Source organism: Paenibacillus thermotolerans (assembly GCF_028745515.1).
In the GTDB taxonomy this organism is placed as follows: domain Bacteria; phylum Bacillota; class Bacilli; order Paenibacillales; family YIM-B00363; genus Paenibacillus_AE; species Paenibacillus_AE thermotolerans.
Genome location: NZ_JAQZSG010000002.1, coordinates 308,533 through 328,576, shown reverse-complemented (window position 1 = coordinate 328,576; position 20,044 = coordinate 308,533). Strand labels below are relative to the sequence as shown.

The following is a 20,044-nucleotide window of genomic DNA, read 5'->3' as shown; positions in this document are numbered from 1 at the left end:
CAGCCGTTCCCGATCTGCCGGGTCCTCGAAGAAGACGAACAAGCCGATTAACAACCCGATCGGCAGCAGCACGGAATAAATGATCGTATAAACGTCCTTCGACATATTTTTGAGCAGCATGGCAAGCATTGTCTTCATTAAGCGATATCTCCTTTCGAGTATGCGGCATCCGTTACCTTCATATACAAATCCTCAAGACTATTTGTTCCGTGGGCTTCGCACAGCTCTATGGGAGTTCCTTCCGCAATGGCCCGCCCTCCGGTAATGACGATGACGCGCTGCGCGATTTTCTCCACTTCCTCCATAGGCGTCTTTTGGAAATATCGACCTTTTTTAGACGCGGGAAACCGGTTCATGTTACAATAAACGTTGGAACTGGAGGAGCATAAGTATGAATATAGCCTTTTTTCTGCTGCCGAAGGAGAATGTCGTGACGCTGAAACCCAGCAACACGATGCGTCAGGCACTGGAGAAGATGGAGCATCACGGTTTTACCGCATTCCCGCTCGTAGATGAGAACGGCAAATATGCGGGAACCATTACAGAAGGCGATTTGTTGTGGAAGATGAAGAGCGACCCCGAGCTGAAATTTGCCGACACGCACCGGGTTCCGCTCCTGAACGTGCCTAGTAGAAGAACGATTGCCCCGGTAAGAATCGACGCCGTAATGGAAGATTTGATTACGCTGGCCAAGTCTCAAAACTTCGTCCCTGTCGTTGACGATATGGGAGTTTTTATCGGAATTATTCGCAGAAGCGATATTATCGAGTATTATTACGGCAAAATGGCGCGTTAACGCACAATATGCGAATAGTGACAAGTTTGACGGAATAGGCTGATACTACCTATAATTAGCTTTAATAATTATTTTAAATTTTAAGGAGGTGCAAACTACCATCCGGACACCGGATCGGTAGAAACCATTTGGATCCTTCCCCCTTACCCGGTTGGATAAGTATTCCGTTAATTTTATTCTTAGTATTTCTTAACGGATTCTTCGTCGCGGCTGAATTCGCGATGGTGAAAGCGCGCGGCTCCCGAATCGATACATTGGTTCAGCAGGGCCATCGGAGAGCGCAATTTGCTAGAAAGCTAACGAATAATCTAGATGCTTATCTTTCCGCATGCCAGCTCGGCATAACGCTCGCATCGCTCGGCCTCGGCTGGGTGGGCGAACCGGCGATCGCCAACTGGCTGGAACGGTCATTCGCGTCAATCATTCCTGCTTATTTGATTCACCCGCTCTCTTTTGCAATCGCGTTCTCTGTGATTACGGTGCTGCACATCGTGCTTGGCGAACTTGCGCCCAAGTCATTGGCCATCCGTAAAGCGGAACAGCTTACGCTGTTGACAGCGCTTCCGCTTGAGCTATTTTACCGGATCATGTACCCGTTCATCTGGCTTTTGAACGGGACGGCCAACAGCCTGCTTCGGATGTTCGGCATTCAGCCGGCAAGCGAAGGCGACTCCGCCCATACGGAAGAGGAAATCCGGATCTTGATGAAAGAAAGCAACAAAAGCGGCCATATCGATAATACGGAAATGACGCTCGTGGACAATGTGTTCGATTTCGCGGAAACGACGGCAAGGGAAATTATGATTCCTCGCACAGAGATGGTTTGCCTGTACCTCGATAAGTCGTTCGAAGAAAATATGGAGATTGCCGTTTCGGAGAAGCGCACGCGCTATCCGGTATGTGAAGGGGATAAAGACAATATTGTCGGACTCATTCATATTAAAGATTTGTTAGAAACGAAAGGACCGACCGATCTGCGGTCGTTAGTCCGTCCGATCACCTCGGTGCCGGACGGCATGCAAATCAGCCAGCTGCTGAAAGTGATGCAGAAGAAGCGCACGCAGCTCGTGCTGTTGATCGACGAGTACGGCGGCACCGCCGGGCTTGTCACGTTCGAGGATATTATCGAGGAAATCGTCGGCGAAGTACACGACGAGTTTGACGAGGAGCGCCCTCATATCGAGAAGAAAGAGAACGACATCTACTCGATCGACGGTTTGCTGTTGTTGGAAGACGTGAATGAATATTTCGGACTCGAGATCGACACCGAGGTTTACGACACGGTCGGCGGCTGGATGTACTCGCAGGTGGAAAGTCCGCCGCGCATTAACCAGAAAGTAACCGTCGGAGATTTCGACTTTATCGTAGAAGAGACGGAAAACTTAAGAATATCGCGCCTTATCGTTCGCAAGCGGGTTGCAGAGCCGCTGCGGGCATACGGCAGCTGACGAAGACGCCGGTCGCTGGATGTGACCGGCGTTTTTTGTGCGTGCGGCGATGGTGTTAGACAGCGTTGGCCGCTTGCAGCGGAACTTTGTTTCCGTTTCCTATAACAAATCCGCAACAACAGACCGGTCCGCTTCCGAAACAAGCCAATCGATCAACGGCTCTTGCTTTTCAAGCTGGCGGTTCAACTCCCCGGAAGGGTTTCGATGAAACGACGACGTACACACAAAAAACAAAGCGGCTCTCGCTACGGCAATCGGCAGCACGTTCCGCTCGGCCGGCGTTAAATCGCCGTACCCTTCAAGAAAAGCTTTGCCGAGATGGCGGAAAGTATCGTTCTGCAACAGCGCCCATAGCATATAAGCGATGTCGTGCAGCCGCTCCGCCCGCTGTACAAAATCGAAATCCATCACGGCCCGAATATCCCCGTCTTCTCCGTACAACACATTTCCGGTGTGCCAGTCACCGTGAATGACCGTCTCCGGCAGCGTGCCTCCATATTCGCACCATTCGGGCATCATGAGATCATACAAACGTTCTGCCCTGAACATAAGCTCTTCCGGGGGGTTACATGTTTCCCTCAGCAGCTTTAATCCCTCCGATAAAATCTCATTCGAAGGGTAGTTTGACCATTCCGGCTTCGGACCGGCTTCAAAGGAAGCAAGCACGTCATGCATCTTCCGAAGCAATCTCCCGTTCGTCCTTGCATGTTCAACAGACGAATCGAACGGTTTCCCTTCAATGAACGGAGTGACCTGTAAGAACCTGTCTTTATACTGCGTATAATAGATTCCTTGCTCGTTAATTAACGGAAACAACACGGGGACATCAGCGGCTTCCAGCGCAGAGAGCACCTTTAGCGAATAATCGATATGTTCGGCGCCGACGAGGCCGAAGGCAATGCGGCAAACGAACATGCCTTTATCCGTTTCGATTTTAAGGTTTGCGTTATATGCACCGCCGAGATCCCCGTGATTGTGCAAGAACGCGCCCAACCCAAAGTGTTTGCAGATCGCTTCCAATTCGGTTCGATCCGGGATATGCCTGAACAACGGATCGTAAGCCGGGTAAACTCCGCTTGCCGCCATAATCAACGTCGCCCCCTACCAAATCGGCTTCAATTCCCACGCATCAAGCGAAATAAGCCGTGCTTCCCCGCCCCGCGAGAACAGCTGTACCCCGAGGCTGTCCGGGTCCGGATAAATGCGGTTCGTGATCGTCCGAACTCCGTCGTTGGCGAACAGCTCCACCGAGGAACGATCCAAGAACAAATGAAGCTTCAACGCTCCGTCGGCAGACGGTTCGACAACGGCCTCGCTAATTCCGCCGTCTCCGTGCCCCGCACGTTCTCGGTCAACCGACAGCTTCCGCCCGGCAACCGTATAACGGATCTCTGTATACTGATCGCCATCTGACGAGCACCGCAGCCGCAGCCCGAACTCCCGGGCATCGGCATCCTTCAAATCGAACACCGCAACGATTTCCAGGACATCCCCTCGAATGCCGGGAAGCGGCGTGATCCGATCCGCCCCGATCGTCTGCGACCCAAGAGCGTACCGGACACTCCGCAGCGCTTTCAGTTCCTCCACAGGCTGCATCCGCACGGATCCGTCGGAAGCGCGCGTAAGCTCCCGCGGAACTGTCAATGCGCCCATCCAGCCGTCCTCCTGCTCCGGCATACGGGCGCCCCAAATGTTCATCCAAGCGATCAGAATCCGTCTGCCACGGCCGTCCGCGAACGTTTGCGGCGCATAAAAATCGAAGCCGTAATCAAGCCGGTCTGCATATATTTCATCAAGCTTTCCGCTCTCATAGTCAAAGGAACCGCTTATGTAATAGTTTTTTGCGCCATCCATATTCATCGGCGAAATAATCAACGTATGCTCATCGTTCTCCCCCAGCGGGAACAAATCCGGACATTCCCACATGTTGCCCCGCGTCCCGTCGCTTTCGGCCGCAACTCCCGCATAGGACCAATCACGCAAGTTGCCGGATTTATAGAGCAGCCCTCTCCCTAACCCATCCTTGCCGCTTCCGACAACCATAAACCAGGTGTCCCCGCGCTTCCACACCTTCGGATCTCTGAACCCGAAACACCCTTCCTCCGGCGGGCCGGAAACGACCGGATTACCCGCATATTTTTCAAAATGGACGCCGTCCTCGCTATACGCCAGACACTGCGCCTCTTCCGGCATTCTCCCGTCGACATGACCGGTATAGATCAGAACCAGCTTTCCGCCATCGTCGCAGACGGCGCTGCCGGACCAACAGCCGTAACCGCCGCTCGCACCCAAATCGTAAGGCTCCGAAGGAGCCAGCGCCACGGGAAGGTGCTCCCAGTGCACCAGATCGCTGCTCCTAACATGTCCCCAGTACATCGGTCCGTGGTTCGGCCGGAACGGATAATGCTGGTAGAACGCATGGTATTCCCCGTTATAGTAAACGAGTCCGTTCGGATCGTTCATCCAGCCCGCCGGCGGCATGACATGATAAGCTAATCGGTACCGTTCGTTCTTCAGACGCGCTTGCGGGCTGGAAATATATTCATTCGCTGCTTGAATCCGTTCCCTGTGCTTCATGTTTCGTCCCCCCTAGAAATGGGTACTTGGTTCCGGGCCGCTGAAGACAGGCTTCCACAGCGCCGATCGCCGGTTCGATCCCGTCCCATCGGTTCATGCAATGGTGAAGGATCATGTCCAGATCGTTTTCTTTTTGAGCTTGATCCAAGTTTCTGAAAATAATGTTCATCAACCAATTTGTCAAGTTCCGAAGGTGGTTCCGATAACAATAAAACCTCAATATGTCGGGATCGACGGCCGGGGAACGACCGAGCTCCCGCTCGTAAGCGGAATAGAAAGCATTGAAGCTCTCCCCGATATACCCCGCCATATCGAATTCACGAGGCGCAAGCTGAGCCGATTCCCAATCAAGCACATACAGCTCCGATTGTTGACGGATCATATTGCCTCCCCACAGGTCGCCGTGACACAAAACCATCTCTCCGGGGGCGGCGATCGTATCGGCGCGAAGCTCGCGAACAAAGGTAAGAAGCGCTTGAATCCGGTCTTTACTACCCAAAACATGATCTCGCAGCGATTGTAGGATAGGATCGTCGAATGATTTTGCATTGTCTAGCATCTTAAGACATTTGTCTAAATCGGGTATGAAAGAAATATCGTAGGTTTCCGTTGATAGCATCGACCGGTCGATGTGAGGTGTCGTCAGATGGATTCGCGCTGCGGTTCGGCCGACGGCTTCAAGAATGTTCTCGGAAAAAGGATACGCATCGGCCAACGTTTCCCCGTCGATGAAATGGAAAAGGACCGCGGTGCAGTCTTTTAACGTCGTTTTGAAATCGCCGCTTAACGCTCGGATCGGGTACGTTACGTTGCGAAAAAGCGCTTCATGATACAGCCGCCAGGTGAGAGGCAAATAAAACTGCAAACGGTCAATCCCTTTGCGCTGACTATCGTTACTATGGTCAAACAGCTTTAAGTGATATTGCTCCCCCGACACGCAGCCGACTCGATAAGAATAAGCCGAATCGCCGATCGGAAGGAAGCGAAGCCGATCGATTTCAAGTCCGTATGCTTGGCTTAGCTCCATCATAAGCGCCGACTCGTCTACCCTAAATCTCGTTCTCATTCGATTCCATCGCCCATAATATATTTTTCCATGAACGCGTTGCGGAACTTTCCTTGCGGATCATACCGAAGCAGCAGCTCCCGGAAATCGGGCAGCTTCTCGTAAAGCGAGTGCAGCCGGGCAGGCGGCATCGTAAACAGCTTGCCCCAATGCGGACGCGCGCCGAACGGCGCCAGCTGTTCTTCGATTGCCGGCAGCACTTGCCGAACCGCTTCCCAATCCGGCTTCCATGTAAAATGAAATGCCGCCGTATCCTGTTTGTAGCACGGACTCATCCACAGCTCGTCAGCCGCAATCGTCCGGATTTCGGAAATATACAGCAGCGGCGAGATTCGTTCTTTCAGACGATCAAGCGCAAGCAATGCTTGATAGACATCTTTGCGGGCCACGAAATATTCGCTTTGCAGCTCTTCCCCGGCGCTCGGAGTGAAGTCCATGCGAAAATGCGGCAGCCGTTCGTACCACGGTCCCGGTATGCCCAACTGCTCGCTGCAGTTTTCCGCCGAAATGCCCGGCACCGGATGCCGGAGCCCATCGGCAGACGCTGCGCCGAAAAACTCCCGCTCTGCCTCAACCGAAGAGGCCTGTTTTAACGGCTCCGGAAGCTTCCGCTTCACCCATACTTGATTGAACGCCGACGCCGTCCAATCCGTAAACAAGCTGACGCTGTAAGCGCTTGAAAATATGTCGTCAAAATGCTCCTCAAGCCGCGCCAAAGGCAAGTTTTCATATACGTGCTGGCTTACGTGAAACGCCGGAACGACATCCAGCGTAATTTTCGTGACGGCACCCAAGCCTCCGAGCCCGACAACCGCACCGTAAAATTCGCCGTTCGACTGCCCGCGGGAAAATACGGCTGTCTCCCCGTCCGCTGTGACAACCTCGAGGGAATGAACCGCCGACGCCAAATTGCCGTTCCGGTCGCCGGAGCCGTGCGTCGCGGTTGCGCACGCGCCTGCAACGCTGATGTGCGGCAGCGACGCCAAATTGTGCAGCGCATAACCGTTGCTGTGAAGATACCGGCACAGCTCTCCGTACCGGATGCCGGCTTCGACCGTTACTTTGTGCCGGAAACGGTCGAGCTCGATCACGCGGTTAAGCTTCTGCAGCGACAGAAGCGCTCCGGAGCAATCGGCGATTCCGTTAAACGAATGGCGCGTCCCAAGCACTCTCAGTTTGCCGCTGCGCGCCACCAGCTCCTGAACCTGCTCCACATTCTCGGGAGCATGAACGACTGTCGTGCTGTACAGGTAATTCCCTGCCCAGTTGCGTTCCTTTTTCATTCCGGCACGCTCCTTTCGATCAACCATATCGAATTTCGAATCGGTTTACAGTATCCCTTGCAGCTTTTTATGGTGTCGTACGCCCCATTCGCTTATGAGTTGAAGCATGGGTGTCAGCTGTCGCCCGTACTCGGTCAAATCATATTGAACGGAAATGAGGTTTCCCGCGGTTTCTTGAGTCCTGCTTACAAATCCGTGCTCCTCCAATTCGCGCAGCGACTGGGCGAGCATTTTTTTGGTAATTTCGGGGATCAGCCTCTTCAACTCCCCATACCGCGACGGGCGATGGCTTAAGTGCCACAAAACGCGGGTTTTCCATTTCCCGCCGATACCGTTTCCGTCATCGACGTCATGCAGTCGAGAAAAAGCGTCAGATCCTTCGATCCGGACCGAAAGCTGCCGCGCAATGAGTTAGAGCGTATTTTGCAAGCGGCCGTTACTGCGCCTTCCTCCTGGAACCTGCAGCACTGGCGATTTTTAGTCCTTGAAACACCGTCAAGCAAAGCGAAATGTTACCCGATCGCTTGGAATCAGGAACAAATCCTTAGCAGCTCCTGCGTGATTGCGGTGCTGGGCGATCTGGAGCCGTACCGCAGAGGGAAAAACATATTTTCGAAGCAAGTAGAGCTTGGGAATATGCCAGAGACGTTAATGGATACGTACTTGCGGAGCCTGCCTCCGAAGTACGGCGACCGCGATTTTGCACTGCAAGATGCGGTCCGCAACGCGTCTTTGGCGGCCATGCAATTGATGCTGGCGGCCAAGAGCCTCGGCATCGATTCCTGCCCGATGATCGGGTTCAAGCCGCAGGAGTTCGCGGATGCTTTTCATATTCCGGACAGGTATGTTCCCGTCATGCTGATTTGTTTGGGCTATGGGGTTCGGGATGCGCATGCGACGATTCGTTTGCCGCTGGAAGAGGCCGTTTATTTTGAGTGTATGAAAGAAATGTGATTATCCGCCTATTTCAATACATTACCTTTTCTTCCGATAGAAAGAAACCCTTTAGAACACAATCGGGTCTTGCAGCGCCGTCCATTGGATTTGCGGTTGTTTGTCGGATGAAAGGGTCATCGTCCCGACGAAAATTTGCTCCGATTCGAGATTCCGCAGGTAATGTTCCAGCATGAAGCGAAGGATGGCGGACATCGGGAGCCTCTGCGGTTCACGGAGATCCGTCCAGTGCAGCTCGCCTTCCTCGGAAGAAATGAATTCCGTGGCGGCCGCCCTGCCGAAATAGACGAACTGCTGCCTGATTTCGCCTTCTTTGTTCCTTAAGAGGATGTATCTGAGCTTTAGGCCGGCAATGTCTTTTGCGGCGATGCCGGACTCCTCGTAAATTTCCCTCAGGCACGCTTCTTTAGGAGAGTTTAATTCTTCAGGCTCCAAATGACCGCCCAGCCCGGTCCAAAACTCGCCGCTGAACAGCCGGCTGCCCGATCTTTTCATCATTAACACTTTCTTGCCGTTGAACAAAAATGCGGTTGCCATCTGTCTGACTTCCATAGGGACACCTCTCCGGGGATGATGCCGTCCTTTATTCCCGTCATCCTCGGAAATAAGGGAGGCACATGAAATAGCAAAACTATGAGTTGCTAACGGCCTGTTTTTCGCTTTGCGTGGGAAATTAGCCGCACTATAAGTTGCTATTGCCCCAAAAACCACCGTTCCAGGGGTGGAAATCGGAAGATAGCAACTCCAGGTGTTGCTAAAAAATTTCAGCCGCCGTTTTAGGCCGAATAGCAACCTGTAGTGTTACTATTTTCGGGCCGTGGTGGATAGACTCTCGCACTAAACTATTTCGCCTTGATCCCCGGGTTTTCCTTGAAAATGCGCCAACAAAAATAGTGCCCTGCCAACCGGACGAATCCGGCTAAGGGCACTATTCCCTGCTTACCGCTCCAACACTTTATCGACGATCCCGTACTCCAGCGCCTCCCGGGCGCTCATGTAAAAGTCGCGGTCCGTATCCTTCACGACCTTCTCGTACGGCTGGCCCGTGCGTTCCGAGATCATGCGGTTGACTTGCTCGCGCGTCTTGATGATGCGCTCCGCGTGAATCATCATGTCGCTCGCTTGACCTCGCGTGCCGCCGAGCGGCTGATGCAGCATAATCTCCGCGTTCGGAAGCGCAAAGCGCTTGCCCTTCTCGCCGCCGATCAGCAGCATGGCGCCCATCGACGCCGCCATCCCGATGCAAATGGTGGACACGTCCGGCTTAATATGGCTCATCGTATCCAATATGGCGTAACCAGCCGTTATGCTTCCGCCCGGCGAGTTGATATACATGTGAATGTCTTTCCCGTCGTCCTCCGCGGCAAGAAACAGCAATTGCGCAACGACCGCGCTCGCAACGTGGTCGTCGATCTCGCTGCCTACAAAGATAATCCGGTCCTTCAACAGCCGCGAATAAATATCGTACGACCGCTCTCCGCGGTTCGTCTGTTCCACTACCACCGGCACATATGCCATGCGGTTCAGCCCCCTATTCGGAACGCCTATACCGCGATCGCGTCTCCCGCGCGGGCCGTGATCACCCGAATGCACGACCGGCCGCCCGCGCTAACGTGCAGCGCAAACGTGCAGCTGCCGTCGCCGTCCTCGGCGAAGCCAAGCCCGGCGCGCCTGGATGCTGCCGCATCGGAGCGGGCGAGCAGCTTGCGCGCACCCTCGGCTTGCGCCGAAGGGCCGTCCGCCGCTGCGGTGACCGCGCCGCCGAGCGCGACGATGCCGCTCACGCTGCCCGATTGCAGCGCGCGCAAATACGCCTCCACGAGCGCGCCGTCCGCCGCTTCGTCAGCGGCGGCACCGGCTTCGCGACCGGCCGCGCCGCCCGCGCGCAAGCCCGGTTCGCCCGCCTTGCGCAGCCGGTCCAAGCGGTCCCTGCTTCTGCGAAGCAGCGATTTCACCGCGCCCTCGGTCGTGCCCGTCAGGGCGGCGATCTCCGCCAGAGTGAGCTGGAACGCCTCCGCCAGCAGCAAGACGGTCCGCTGCTTTGCGGGCAGCCCCGATATAATCGTCTCCACCGCCCACCGGGCATCGACGGCGGCTTCGATCGGAGACTCCGTCAGCCCGAGTCCGCTCAGCTCAGCCCCATCCAATGAATACGGATGCTCCCGTTCCCTGCGGAGTTTGTCGATCCAGGCGTTCGACGCGATGCGGTACAGATACGCTTTCTTAAAATCAGCCCGCCCGGTGTGCACATACCGGACATACGCTTTCGTAATGGTCTCTTGCAGCAAGTCGTCCGCGTCCCAGCGGTTGCCGGCCACGGAACGGCAATATCCGGCAAGCGCATCCTGTAGCGGCGCAAGTGCGCGCTCGAACGCATCGCCTTCGGATACGCCGCGCTCCTTCTCTTTGGCGCCAAAGAAGAGCATCGGAGTCCTCCTTCGTGTTGAAAAGTACTTCTCATCCTAAGTAACGGATTATGCCCGCGAAAAGATACGGTCTACCTGCGTTTGAACGTATAAATCAAATATACGCCGATAAACGCGAGAAACAGCACCGACGACGCTCTGTACATCACCGCAAAGCTGCCGAACGTATCGGCGATCGGGCCGAGCAAAATCGCTCCTCCTCCGATGCCGAGGTCGATCGAGGAAAACAGCGTCGCGTTGGCGGTGCCCCTGCGGTGTGCCGGCGCGCGGTTAATGACCCAAGCTTGAAGCGAAGGCTGAATGCCGCCGAATGCAATTCCGAAAAAGACCGCGCTTGCAATTAGCATGTAGGTGCTCGTCGTGTATGACAGGAGCAGGATGCCGATGAACCCTGCGACGGCGCACGGGAGCAGCACCCAGACGTGCCCCAGCCGGTCGAACAGCCTTCCGGAAATCGGGCGAATCAAGAACAAACATACCGCGTTAGTCGAGAAAAACAAGCCTACATTTTCCAGCGCCCGTTCCTCTCCGTACAGCGTAATGAACGTAACGACACCGCCGTAGCCCGACATAATGAGCAGCATGAGCAGCGAGGGAAACAACGCGGTCGGCTCGATAAATCTTCGCCAGCCGGTAACAGGCGCGGCGGGAACCTCCGGCAAAGCGCCGGCGTGACCTTCCCCGCTCCGCCCGGGCTCCTGCACCGCAAAAGTTAAAGCGAGCGCAGCGGCGGTGCTGGCTAACGAAACCGCAAACAGCGGACCGAAGCCGTACCGGTCCATGATCTCAAGACCGCTGAGCGGACCGACGATCATCGAGAACGTGCCGGCGAGCCCGAAGTAGCCCATTCCTTCTCCCCTCCGGGAAGAGGGAATGATGTCCGCGACGATCGTTCCGTACGTCGTCGTAGCAAATCCGAAGCCGAACCCGTGAATCATCCGCACAAGCAGCACCAGCAGCACGGCGGCGGCAAAGCCGTACAAGCCGATCGCCAGCAAGCAAAAGGCGAGGCCGAAAATAAGCACCTGCTTCTTCGGATACGCATCCAGCGCCCATCCGGCAATCGGGCGGGCGATCAGCGCAACGATCGTGAACATCCCGATAATCCACCCTACCTCCGTGTTGCTCCCGCCCATGTTTTGCACATATACGGGCAGCGTAGTGAGCAGCATCTGGAAGCCGAAAAACATAAGTCCGTTCGCCAGCGCAAGCAAAACAAAGTTTTTCGTCCACAGCTTCTCCTTCGCCGCAGGTTGTATCGGATGCTCCATTCGAGCCTTCGCCGTTTCCATGAAAATAATTGCTCCTTCCGACGCTGAAATCGGTATAATAGTTTGATATAACAATTCAGATACAGGTGTTGAAACAACAAGTGCTGCTTACATCGTTGTTCTTCTCGGGATTTGCCCTATCGCTGTCTCTATGTCTCGATCTCGGCACGGTGAACGTCGCCATCATCCGTGCGGGAGTCGTTCGCGGCTTCCGGCCGTCTTTCCTGATCGGCGTCGGCTCTTCTTTCGGCGACTTGACGTATGCCGTTCTGGCCGCCACTGGAATTACGTTCCTGCTCGGCTATGAGCCGGTCCGTTGGTTTCTTTGGCTGGGCGGGACGGCCGCGCTGCTCTATTTTACCATAGGCATGGTAAAAGCTGCATGGAAACCAAAAGCGTTACAAAATGTTTCCGACGACGCTGCCGGGAACGGGCGCGACAACGACAAACGGTGGAAAGACTTCTTCTGGGGCTACGGTCTCGCTATGTCTTCGCCGACCGCCATTCTATGGTTCGCAACCGTCGGCGGAAGCGTCATCGCGAACTCTCCGGTCCGGGGGGCGGGGGCGCTGTCCGTGTTTTTTGCGGGCTTTTTCGCCGCTTCCATCGTTTGGTCGCTCGGTGTGGCCGCTCTTTCCTCTGCGGGAGGACGCAGCTTCGGCCCGGTGTTCATCCGCGTCATCTCCGTGCTGTCCGCGCTGTTATTTTTATATTTGGCGGTTCACGTCTTTATTAACGGTTATGTACAATTGATCCGGCAATAGTCTGGGGCTGGCGGGGCATTTTGAAGGTAAAAGTGGTGACTGTTATCGAAATCGAGGCGCCGGTCGAAGCATACGAAAGAGCGAGCGGACGCCGGCGTAACGGACGGGCTTATGCGGAGGTTTTTGGAGCACAGAAATCTTGAGCTGAAGCGATTGTCTGAAGCCGGTGCGTCGGCTGCAGGAGGCAAATAACGGATCTAGAAGCACTTATTTCGGAACGTCGGCCAACCGATTCGTCGAATAACGGATCCTGCGGCACTTAAATAGACGTTTACCCCATATCAACCTATGGACGATGTTACAATAAGTACCTTCGAATCCGTTAATGTAAGCAATTCAAAGCCGCCCCTGAAAAATAAGCACGTCATCATCCGTTAACCCATGACGGCAGGCAGCTAGCCCCCGCCGTCACCTCAGCTTAGCCTACCCGCCCCTGACCAGCCTCAAGATCGTCTGCATGGAGGCGTTGTGGCCTCCCTCATGATACAAACTGAAATTGACGATCGCTCCGATCGTGTCAAGTGTCCCGCTGTAGTTCTGGAACGGGACGGCGGGAGCCTCGCTCAGCTTTTCGCCAAGCAGCGTGCGGATGCGCCCCGGCTGCTCCGAAAGCCTCGCGGCAAGCTCGGCGATCGGGGGCGCCTCGCCCTTCCATTCGGACGGCCTCGTGCCGTTCCCGAACAGATCGATATAGACCGGCGGCACATCCACCGGAAATCCGGCGAAATGAAACGCCAGCCGCTCCTGCACAAGATATATATGCCCCAAATGCCACCGGATCGTATTGTTGAAGCCGGCCGGCTGAACGTCGGCCTCCTCGTCGGTGACGGTTTCCACTGTCTTCAAAGTGATCGAGCGGATCAACTCCACTTGCTTAAGCAATTGCTCCGGATTCAACACGTTCCCCTCCATATCGTAAGCGGTCGTACGGCAGTCGGCGCATTTTCCTTATTTTAACACCCTAGTCTTCGCCGTGTGAACCGTACGATCTTCCCATGTTTTTTGTGAACGCTTCCATCGACTTCTTTATTTCAAACTTCGGCCCGGTATGATAAAATAGTACGTAATTTGAAGGCAATGCTACCTTGATGAGACGGGTACAACCTCGGGTGAACGAACACTCAAGGCTGTACCCTTTATTTTTACAGTAAGGAGTTGATCGCGCATGTTGTTGGAGGCGGTTTATCATCGTCCGAAGCTGAATTGGTCGTTCGCCTACGACGAGAAAACGGTTGTGCTGCGGCTGCGAGCCAAGCGCGGCGATCTGGACGGCGTCGAGGTGCTGTACGGGGATAAATTTCAACCGTTCGAGCAAATGAAGACGGCTTCCGCGGAGAAGCTCATTTCGGACGAGCTGTTCGACTATTGGGAGGCTTCCGTCCAGCCGGAGTTCCGGCGTCTGGCGTACGGGTTCCGCTTGTTGTCCGGCAAGAAGGATATTTGGTATTCCGAGAAGGGCTTTCATTCCGAGCGTCCGAAGGAGCATTTCGGTTTGTTCGAGTTTCCGTTCCTCCACGCTTCCGAGCTGTTTAAGCCGCCGGAATGGGTGAAGGATGCCGTCTTCTATCAAATTTTCCCGGAACGGTTTGCGAACGGCGATGCCTCCAACGACCCGGAGGGAGTGTTGCCGTGGGGCGGCAAGCCGGAGTGGTACAATTTCTTCGGCGGCGACCTGCAGGGCGTGCTCGATCATCTCGATCACTTGAGCGAGCTTGGCGTGAACGCGATTTATTTCACGCCGATCTTCCAGGCGACAACCAATCACAAATACGATACCGAAGATTATTTGCGGGTGGATAAGCATTTCGGGGACAACGAGCTTCTGAAGAAGCTGGTCGACGCCTGCCATGCCCGCGGCATCCGCGTCATGCTCGACGCCGTGTTCAATCACGCGGGCGCCACCTTCGCCCCGTTCCTCGACGTGAAGAAGAAGGGCGCGAAGTCGCAGTACAAAGACTGGTTCCATGTCAAAAAATTTCCGCTCAAGAAAAAGGACGGCGTACCGACCTACGACGCCTTCGCCTTCGAAGAGCATATGCCGAAGCTCAATACGGCGAACCCGCAGGTGCAGGAATATTTGCTCGGCGTTGCGCGCTACTGGATCGAAAAGGTCGGCATCGACGGCTGGCGGCTCGACGTGGCGAACGAGGTGGATCACGAATTTTGGCGGAAATTCCGCCAAACGGTGAAAGCGGCGAAGCCGGATGTGTACATTCTCGGCGAAATGTTCCACGATGCGATGATGTGGCTGCAGGGCGACCAATTCGACGCGACGATGAACTACCCGTTCACCGGCAAAGCGCTCGACTTCTTCGCTCGCGGCGACCTTGACGCGCGCGAATTCGCGGATGCGATCGGGCGCCAGATCGCCTCGTACCCGCGGCAGGTGAACGAGGCGATGTTCAACCTGCTCGACTCGCACGATACGCCGCGCCTGCTTACCGTCTGCGGCGGCGACAAGCGGCTGCTCAAGCTCGCCGTCTTGTTCCAGCTGACGTATATAGGGGCGCCGTGCATCTACTACGGCGACGAGGTCGGCATGGCCGGCGAGGGCGATCCCGATTGCCGGCGGTGCATGGTTTGGGATCCGGCCGAGCAGGATCAAGAGCTGCTTGCGTTCTACAAGGACGCGATCGCGCTCCGCAAGCGCCATGCCGCGCTGCGCTGCGGTTCGCTGCGTTTCCTGCATGCCAAGAAGCGCAGCCTCGTGTACGAACGGGCGGATGCGCAAGAGCGGTTCGTCATTCTCATGAACCGGCACAAGAAGCCGCGCACGTTCGAGCTCGATTTCGGCGAAGGCAATTGGCGCGACGCGCTCACCGGCGAAATTGTCGCCGTCGGCAGCGGCCTTGAGATAGAGCTGCCGGAATACGGATATTTGGTGCTTCAATCGAAGGCTTAGTTTATACGTAAATCGGAGAAGACCGCAAGGTCTTCTTTTTTCTATGGATTCATTTCCTGTCAAAATAACCTTCAAAAAATCGTCCGTTCGCGGTAAGCTATAGTTCGATAACAATAGGGAGGCGGTAACCGCAGCATGGCTTATTTTTTACATATTTTATTGTACAACGTCATCCCGCTCTCGATTATGATCGCCGCGGGCGCAACGCTGCAGCGCGTATTCAAGCTCGATATCCGGACGCTTTCGAAGCTGAACTTTTATTTGTTTTCGCCCTGCGTGCTGTTCGTCATGCTCTATGAATCTACCTTTACCTTTGGCGTTCTGGGCCAAGTGCTGCTGTTCTTCGCGATATTCTATGCGGCCTTGCTGCTGGTCGCCGAGGCGGCCATAAGACTTCGGCGCCTTCAAGGCGGAATGCGCGGGGCGATGCGGAACAGCGTCATTTTTTACAACAGCGCGAACTTCGCGATTCCTTTGAACCAGCTTGTGTTTGCAAACAATCCGTTCACGATGTCCATTCAGCTCATCATTATGATGATGCAAAACTTGCTGCCGAACACGTTCGGCATCTACAGCGTGAACGCCCATCGGCTGACCTTCAAGCAAATATTGCGCGAAATCGCAACCTTCCCTGTCATTTACGTATTGCCTCTGATCTTCCTTGTGAAAATAACCGATGCGCCGATTCCGGAATCGATCTATATTCCTCTCAAATACGTTTCGCAAGGGTTTGTGGCAACCGCGTTAATTACGCTAGGCGCCCAGCTGGGCAACATGAACTGGAACGTCTCCATGTCGGGCTTGTCGAACGTGTTTCTTTCCAACGGCCTGCGGCTCGTCGTCTCTCCGGCCATCGGCTTCGCCGTTGTGTTCGCGCTCGGCTATCACGGGCCGCTTGCGCAAGCGCTCGTTCTATCGTGCGCCGTCCCCACGTCGCTCAGCAGCATGCTGCTTGCGGTGGAGTTCGACAACGAGCCGGACTTCGCGTCCCAAGCGGTGTTTCTTTCCACCCTGTTCAGCATCGTTACCGTAACGGTAGTAATCGCGCTGATCGGCGGTCTTTAATAAAAGGTGAAATGGCATGATCAAAAGCTGCTCTTTTTCTTCCCCCTTTCTCCGATATAATGATTTACAACCCTGATGAAATGACAGAAATAGATTAAGGGGACGGAAGATAAGGAGTGGAAGAGGCATGTGGACAAAATTAATTTCTCGCTATGACGCCGCGATTTGGATTCGGATCATCGGCACGGTCATCACGACCGTCGCCGGCTTCATGATTCGGCCTTTCCTGGTGCTGTATCTGTATGACAAGCTCGAAGGCTCGATCCTGCTGCCGATGCTCGTCGTCGGGCTTCAGCCGCTGGCGGCCATGGTCGTCGGGCTTTGGGCCGGCGGCTTGTCCGACCGGATCGGCCGCAAGCCGCTAATGATCAGCGCGCTGGCTCTCAATATGGGGGCGATGGTCGGCTTTTTCTTCTCCGAATCGGTCTGGGCGTTCGCATTATGCTCCATCGTGAACGGAATCGGCTCCAGCTTGTTTTTCCCGGCCGCTAACGCTCAGGTGGCGGACATCGTGCCGGCCGAGCGGCGGGCGGAAGTATTCGCATCGCTGCATGCGGCGCTCAATGTCGGCGCGGCGTTCGGTCCGATGCTCGGGCTGCTGATCTTCTCGTGGGAACCGAAGATCGTGTTTGCGATTTCGGCCGCTTCCTTCGCCCTGTACCTGCTGCTCGTATGGCGGAAAGTTCCCGAAACGATGCCGGCCCGCGGCCGCGAAGCGGACAACGGCGGCGCGCCTGAAGCGGCGGCCGTACATACGCGCCTGAACTTCCGCGATCACAAATGGCTGTTTTATATGACCCTGCTTGCGCTGCCTATAGGTATTTTGTACGCGCAAGTAGAAACCGTACTTCCGCTGCATCTGCAAGGCCAGTTCGACAATTACAAGGCGATGCTCACGACGATGCTTACCATTAACGGCTTGACGGTTATGCTGCTGCAAATCCCGCTCGCACGGTGGACGGAGCGTTGGGAGACGCGCCGGGTCATTCTGCTTTCGTACGGATTATTTACGGCGGTTGCGCTAGGATACGGCTTCGCTCCCGGTCTCGCGCTGCTTATTCTCGCCGAACTGGTGTTTTCCGCCGGAGAAATGCTCAACGGCCCTCATATGCAGAAGGCCGTCTCCATGATCGCTCCCGAACATATGCGGGGACGCTATTTCTCCGTATTCAGCATGAACTGGCAGCTCGCCCGCGGCGTCGGGCCGATCGCTTTCGGCTTTCTGTTTCAGCTGTGGGGCGGTCATGTAACGTTCGCCATCGTGGCCGGATCGCTGGCTTTGGCGGGATTGGCGCAATATGCATTGATCCGGAAAATGTCCGCCGCTCCGTCCGCCGGCGCCAAAGCCTCGAAGACTGCGGGGAAAACGGCGGCGGCAGGCAGCGCTTAACATGATGCGGCGCAATGTTAGTGGACCTGGTTATTGTTGTTCGTGCCGCCGATCTGATCGCTATCGTCCTCAGTTTGCTTCGACCGCTGCTGCTTGGATTGTTGATTCGATTGCTGCTGCGGCTGCCGGATCGATTTAAACTGGTTCTGCGCTTTGGATGTTAATTGCTGCATTTGATCGAGAATTTGATAAGCCTGCAAGCTTTGATTCGCTTCGTTCAACGTTTGGGCCGCCTGCTGAATCGATTGCTGAAGCTGATCGAACGCGAGCTTCTTCTGGTCTTGAATTTGGCTTCCGAATTGGTCGATTTGTTTCATCAGTTCATTGGCGCTCTTCTCTTTATTTTGCGCTGAAGAGCCGCCGTTCCCGTTCTGTTGCTGGCCGTTGTTTTGCAATTGCGATAATGTTTGCTGCAGCTGCTCCAATTGATTGCTTAACGGATCAAGTTCCATGGCAGCCTCCTCTGTTGTTGATGCCAACGGTTCATTGCTTTTCGACGGATCCCGTTTTAGCGCCCGGAGCATTTCTTTAGACAAAGTGATGACCTCCCGCGATTTTGTCCGTATGGGGCTTCAACCGTTTCCAAACGTTCATTATTTTTACACTTGCCGTTTCATTTTATCCGCCGATTTTTGGAAATAACAAAGCAGCTCTTGCAAATAAAAAAACGGATAGAGTTCAGATCGGCTCTGAATTCTATCCGTTACTTATTCCCACTGGAGATTATCGGCGTTATACGGCATTAATATTGACCGCGCTAAGGCATTTGGTGCAAATATGCGCGTTCCACTTCTCCTCCGCCGATTCTACGCTGTCCACCCAATAGTAATGTACGAGCGCATTGCCGTTGTCGACGACCTTCGTTTTGAAATATTCCGCAGAAACCCATGTGCAATCAGGCCGGTGGACTCTATTAGGATTGTAGGAATCAGTGATTACGACGAATCCGATCCCCGCTTCCTTCATTTTTAAGAACGAATCGATATCCTTAATTTCTTTACTGTCGCCCATTTCCTTCCCTCCATCGCGTTTCTGTAAAATACGTATTCTTCGCGAGCGATGGAAATCCTTTTTTATCAGCTTGTACGTATATAACCGGTGGCAGCCTTGCGTTGTCAGCTGAATTGACTCATTTGTCAGCGACCGCTGACTCATTTGTCAGTGCGATTGACTATTCGCCTTACATGTCAACCGTATTGACAAGTTTGTCACTCTTCGCTGACTCATTTGTCAGTGCGATTGACATTGACTTTATTGAACATCCTGCCATGCGGTATATTTATTGCCGTCCGGGTCGAAGAAATGGAACGCCAGGCCGCAACCTCCGCTGTCTTTGAGCTCGGATACGTGCGCGCCGTTATTTTTCATTTGCGCGTGCAGCTCGGCGATTTCGGTTACTTCAAAACAGATCGACTCCATTTCGTGCTCTTCGTTATTCTCGTCCCAATCGTGGGTCACGAAATTGGCCGTCTGCTTTTCCTTCGTCTCCAAGAAGAATATGCCTTGCCCGGAAGCCAGCTTCACATTTCCGTTCGGAGATAAAGTTACCAGCCCGTGCTTCATGAAAAATTGTTTCGTCGTTGCCGCATTAGTCACCGGGATGTATACGCATTCGATTCTTTTCAACGCTGCCTGATTATGCGGGTACTGTCTTTCCAGCTCATGCTTCAGCTCCAGTTTGTTCATCCCGTCACGCACCTTTAATTGGAATATTCATCCATATATTCTTCGTTGCGCAATCCTATTCCTGCAATGACAAATTAATATTATTTTTCGTGTTTATGGCAGCTTCCCGCTTTACAATTTCAAATGATAGTAAATCGTTGAGAATGCCCACCCGGCCATGTGCACAAGCATCAAAATGCCGATCGCCGGCACGGCGGGCAGTTGTACGCCGAAAACCAGCAGTATGAAGATAATATAGATGGCCGCTAATGTTATTTTCCAAGCCGTTTCGAGCGATTTGACGGAGATCGTTTCAAATCTTTCATCGAGTCCCCGCTTTCGAGCCGCTTGTCTGCGGCCCCACCACCATCCGAATGCTCCGCCGGCAGCCCCGAAAATGATCCCGAACAAACCAAGTATTTGGTCCAATACCATAC

General features: G+C 54.4%; 22 protein-coding genes. 7 read left to right on the top strand and 15 right to left on the bottom strand.

Features of this window, described 5'->3' with window-relative positions; genetic code table 11:
• Positions 1-137: 137 nt before the first annotated feature.
• Complete coding sequence (locus PT964_RS03535) at positions 138-296, bottom strand: hypothetical protein (RefSeq protein WP_274361932.1); 159 nt, start codon at positions 294-296, stop codon at positions 138-140.
• 95 nt (positions 297-391) lie between these two features.
• Between PT964_RS03535 and PT964_RS03530 the strand changes: the two genes are divergently transcribed.
• Positions 392-796 (top strand): CBS domain-containing protein, encoded by a 405-nt coding sequence (locus PT964_RS03530; RefSeq protein WP_274361931.1) that lies wholly within the window; start codon positions 392-394, stop codon positions 794-796.
• 128 nt (positions 797-924) lie between these two features.
• A complete protein-coding gene (locus PT964_RS03525) occupies positions 925-2,244 on the top strand; it encodes a hemolysin family protein (RefSeq protein WP_274361930.1) in 1,320 nt (439 codons plus the stop codon).
• A 99-nt stretch (positions 2,245-2,343) separates the two neighbouring features.
• Here PT964_RS03525 and PT964_RS03520 read toward each other — a convergent pair whose 3' ends face one another.
• Genes PT964_RS03520 through PT964_RS03500 form a run of 5 tightly spaced genes read right to left on the bottom strand, consistent with a single transcriptional unit; the run spans position 2,344 to position 7,473 of the window.
• Entirely contained in the window at positions 2,344-3,330 is a 987-nt protein-coding gene (locus tag PT964_RS03520; protein WP_274361929.1) for a phosphotransferase, read from the bottom strand.
• Positions 3,331-3,345: 15 nt separating this feature from the next.
• On the bottom strand, positions 3,346-4,821 hold the full coding sequence (locus PT964_RS03515) for a glycoside hydrolase family 32 protein (protein WP_274361928.1): 1,476 nt from the start codon (positions 4,819-4,821) through the stop codon (positions 3,346-3,348).
• Positions 4,787-5,887 carry a phosphotransferase gene (locus tag PT964_RS03510; RefSeq protein ID WP_274361927.1) on the bottom strand — a complete coding sequence of 367 codons (1,101 nt, stop codon included), beginning with the start codon at positions 5,885-5,887 and terminating at the stop codon, positions 4,787-4,789. Before PT964_RS03510 ends, PT964_RS03515 begins: the two co-directional genes overlap by 35 nt.
• Positions 5,884-7,170, bottom strand: a complete 1,287-nt coding sequence (locus tag PT964_RS03505) for an FAD-binding protein (RefSeq protein ID WP_274361926.1) — start codon at positions 7,168-7,170, stop codon at positions 5,884-5,886. The genes PT964_RS03510 and PT964_RS03505 overlap by 4 nt, the downstream gene beginning before the upstream one ends.
• A gap of 45 nt (positions 7,171-7,215) precedes the next feature.
• Positions 7,216-7,473: a winged helix-turn-helix transcriptional regulator gene (locus PT964_RS03500; RefSeq protein ID WP_274361925.1), complete on the bottom strand. Its 258-nt coding sequence runs from the start codon at positions 7,471-7,473 to the stop codon at positions 7,216-7,218.
• Here PT964_RS03500 and PT964_RS03495 point away from each other — a divergent pair.
• Entirely contained in the window at positions 7,465-8,124 is a 660-nt protein-coding gene (locus PT964_RS03495; RefSeq protein ID WP_274361924.1) for a nitroreductase family protein, read from the top strand. The two genes, PT964_RS03500 and PT964_RS03495, sit on opposite strands and share 9 nt — an antisense overlap.
• A gap of 51 nt (positions 8,125-8,175) precedes the next feature.
• Here the strand turns inward: PT964_RS03495 and PT964_RS03490 are convergent, their stop codons facing one another.
• The 4 genes from PT964_RS03490 to PT964_RS03475 form a co-directional block, all read right to left on the bottom strand.
• Positions 8,176-8,676, bottom strand: coding sequence for an NUDIX domain-containing protein (locus tag PT964_RS03490; protein ID WP_274361923.1), 501 nt, complete (start codon positions 8,674-8,676; stop codon positions 8,176-8,178).
• A gap of 387 nt (positions 8,677-9,063) precedes the next feature.
• Positions 9,064-9,642, bottom strand: a complete 579-nt coding sequence (gene clpP, locus PT964_RS03485; protein WP_274361922.1) for an ATP-dependent Clp endopeptidase proteolytic subunit ClpP — start codon at positions 9,640-9,642, stop codon at positions 9,064-9,066.
• Positions 9,643-9,668: 26 nt separating this feature from the next.
• Complete coding sequence (locus PT964_RS03480; protein WP_274361921.1) at positions 9,669-10,550, bottom strand: RNA polymerase sigma factor; 882 nt, start codon at positions 10,548-10,550, stop codon at positions 9,669-9,671.
• Positions 10,551-10,621: 71 nt separating this feature from the next.
• The gene (locus tag PT964_RS03475) at positions 10,622-11,842 is read right to left on the bottom strand and encodes an MFS transporter (protein ID WP_274361920.1); all 1,221 of its coding nucleotides are present in this window, start codon (positions 11,840-11,842) and stop codon (positions 10,622-10,624) included.
• A gap of 80 nt (positions 11,843-11,922) precedes the next feature.
• Here PT964_RS03475 and PT964_RS03470 point away from each other — a divergent pair, with 80 nt between their 5' ends.
• On the top strand, positions 11,923-12,585 hold the full coding sequence (locus PT964_RS03470) for a LysE family transporter (protein ID WP_274361919.1): 663 nt from the start codon (positions 11,923-11,925) through the stop codon (positions 12,583-12,585).
• 423 nt (positions 12,586-13,008) lie between these two features.
• On the opposite strand, the gene PT964_RS03465 is transcribed toward PT964_RS03470, so the two are convergent.
• Entirely contained in the window at positions 13,009-13,482 is a 474-nt protein-coding gene (locus PT964_RS03465; protein ID WP_274361918.1) for a DinB family protein, read from the bottom strand.
• A 268-nt stretch (positions 13,483-13,750) separates the two neighbouring features.
• On the opposite strand from PT964_RS03465, the gene PT964_RS03460 reads away from it, so the two are divergent.
• The 3 genes from PT964_RS03460 to PT964_RS03450 all read left to right on the top strand — a co-directional run bounded on the left by PT964_RS03460 (position 13,751) and on the right by PT964_RS03450 (position 17,942).
• Entirely contained in the window at positions 13,751-15,487 is a 1,737-nt protein-coding gene (locus PT964_RS03460) for an alpha-glycosidase (RefSeq protein ID WP_274361917.1), read from the top strand.
• A gap of 135 nt (positions 15,488-15,622) precedes the next feature.
• On the top strand, positions 15,623-16,552 hold the full coding sequence (locus PT964_RS03455; protein ID WP_274361916.1) for an AEC family transporter: 930 nt from the start codon (positions 15,623-15,625) through the stop codon (positions 16,550-16,552).
• A gap of 127 nt (positions 16,553-16,679) precedes the next feature.
• Positions 16,680-17,942: an MDR family MFS transporter gene (locus PT964_RS03450; RefSeq protein ID WP_274361915.1), complete on the top strand. Its 1,263-nt coding sequence runs from the start codon at positions 16,680-16,682 to the stop codon at positions 17,940-17,942.
• Positions 17,943-17,959: 17 nt separating this feature from the next.
• On the opposite strand, the gene PT964_RS03445 is transcribed toward PT964_RS03450, so the two are convergent.
• From PT964_RS03445 to PT964_RS03430, 4 genes are all read right to left on the bottom strand, one after another.
• On the bottom strand, positions 17,960-18,394 hold the full coding sequence (locus PT964_RS03445; protein WP_274361914.1) for a hypothetical protein: 435 nt from the start codon (positions 18,392-18,394) through the stop codon (positions 17,960-17,962).
• A 280-nt stretch (positions 18,395-18,674) separates the two neighbouring features.
• Positions 18,675-18,953 carry a hypothetical protein gene (locus PT964_RS03440; protein ID WP_274361913.1) on the bottom strand — a complete coding sequence of 93 codons (279 nt, stop codon included), beginning with the start codon at positions 18,951-18,953 and terminating at the stop codon, positions 18,675-18,677.
• A 240-nt stretch (positions 18,954-19,193) separates the two neighbouring features.
• Positions 19,194-19,628: a VOC family protein gene (locus PT964_RS03435; protein WP_274361912.1), complete on the bottom strand. Its 435-nt coding sequence runs from the start codon at positions 19,626-19,628 to the stop codon at positions 19,194-19,196.
• A 111-nt stretch (positions 19,629-19,739) separates the two neighbouring features.
• Positions 19,740-20,042 (bottom strand): hypothetical protein, encoded by a 303-nt coding sequence (locus PT964_RS03430; RefSeq protein WP_274361911.1) that lies wholly within the window; start codon positions 20,040-20,042, stop codon positions 19,740-19,742.
• Between the last annotated feature and the right edge of the window lie 2 nt (positions 20,043-20,044).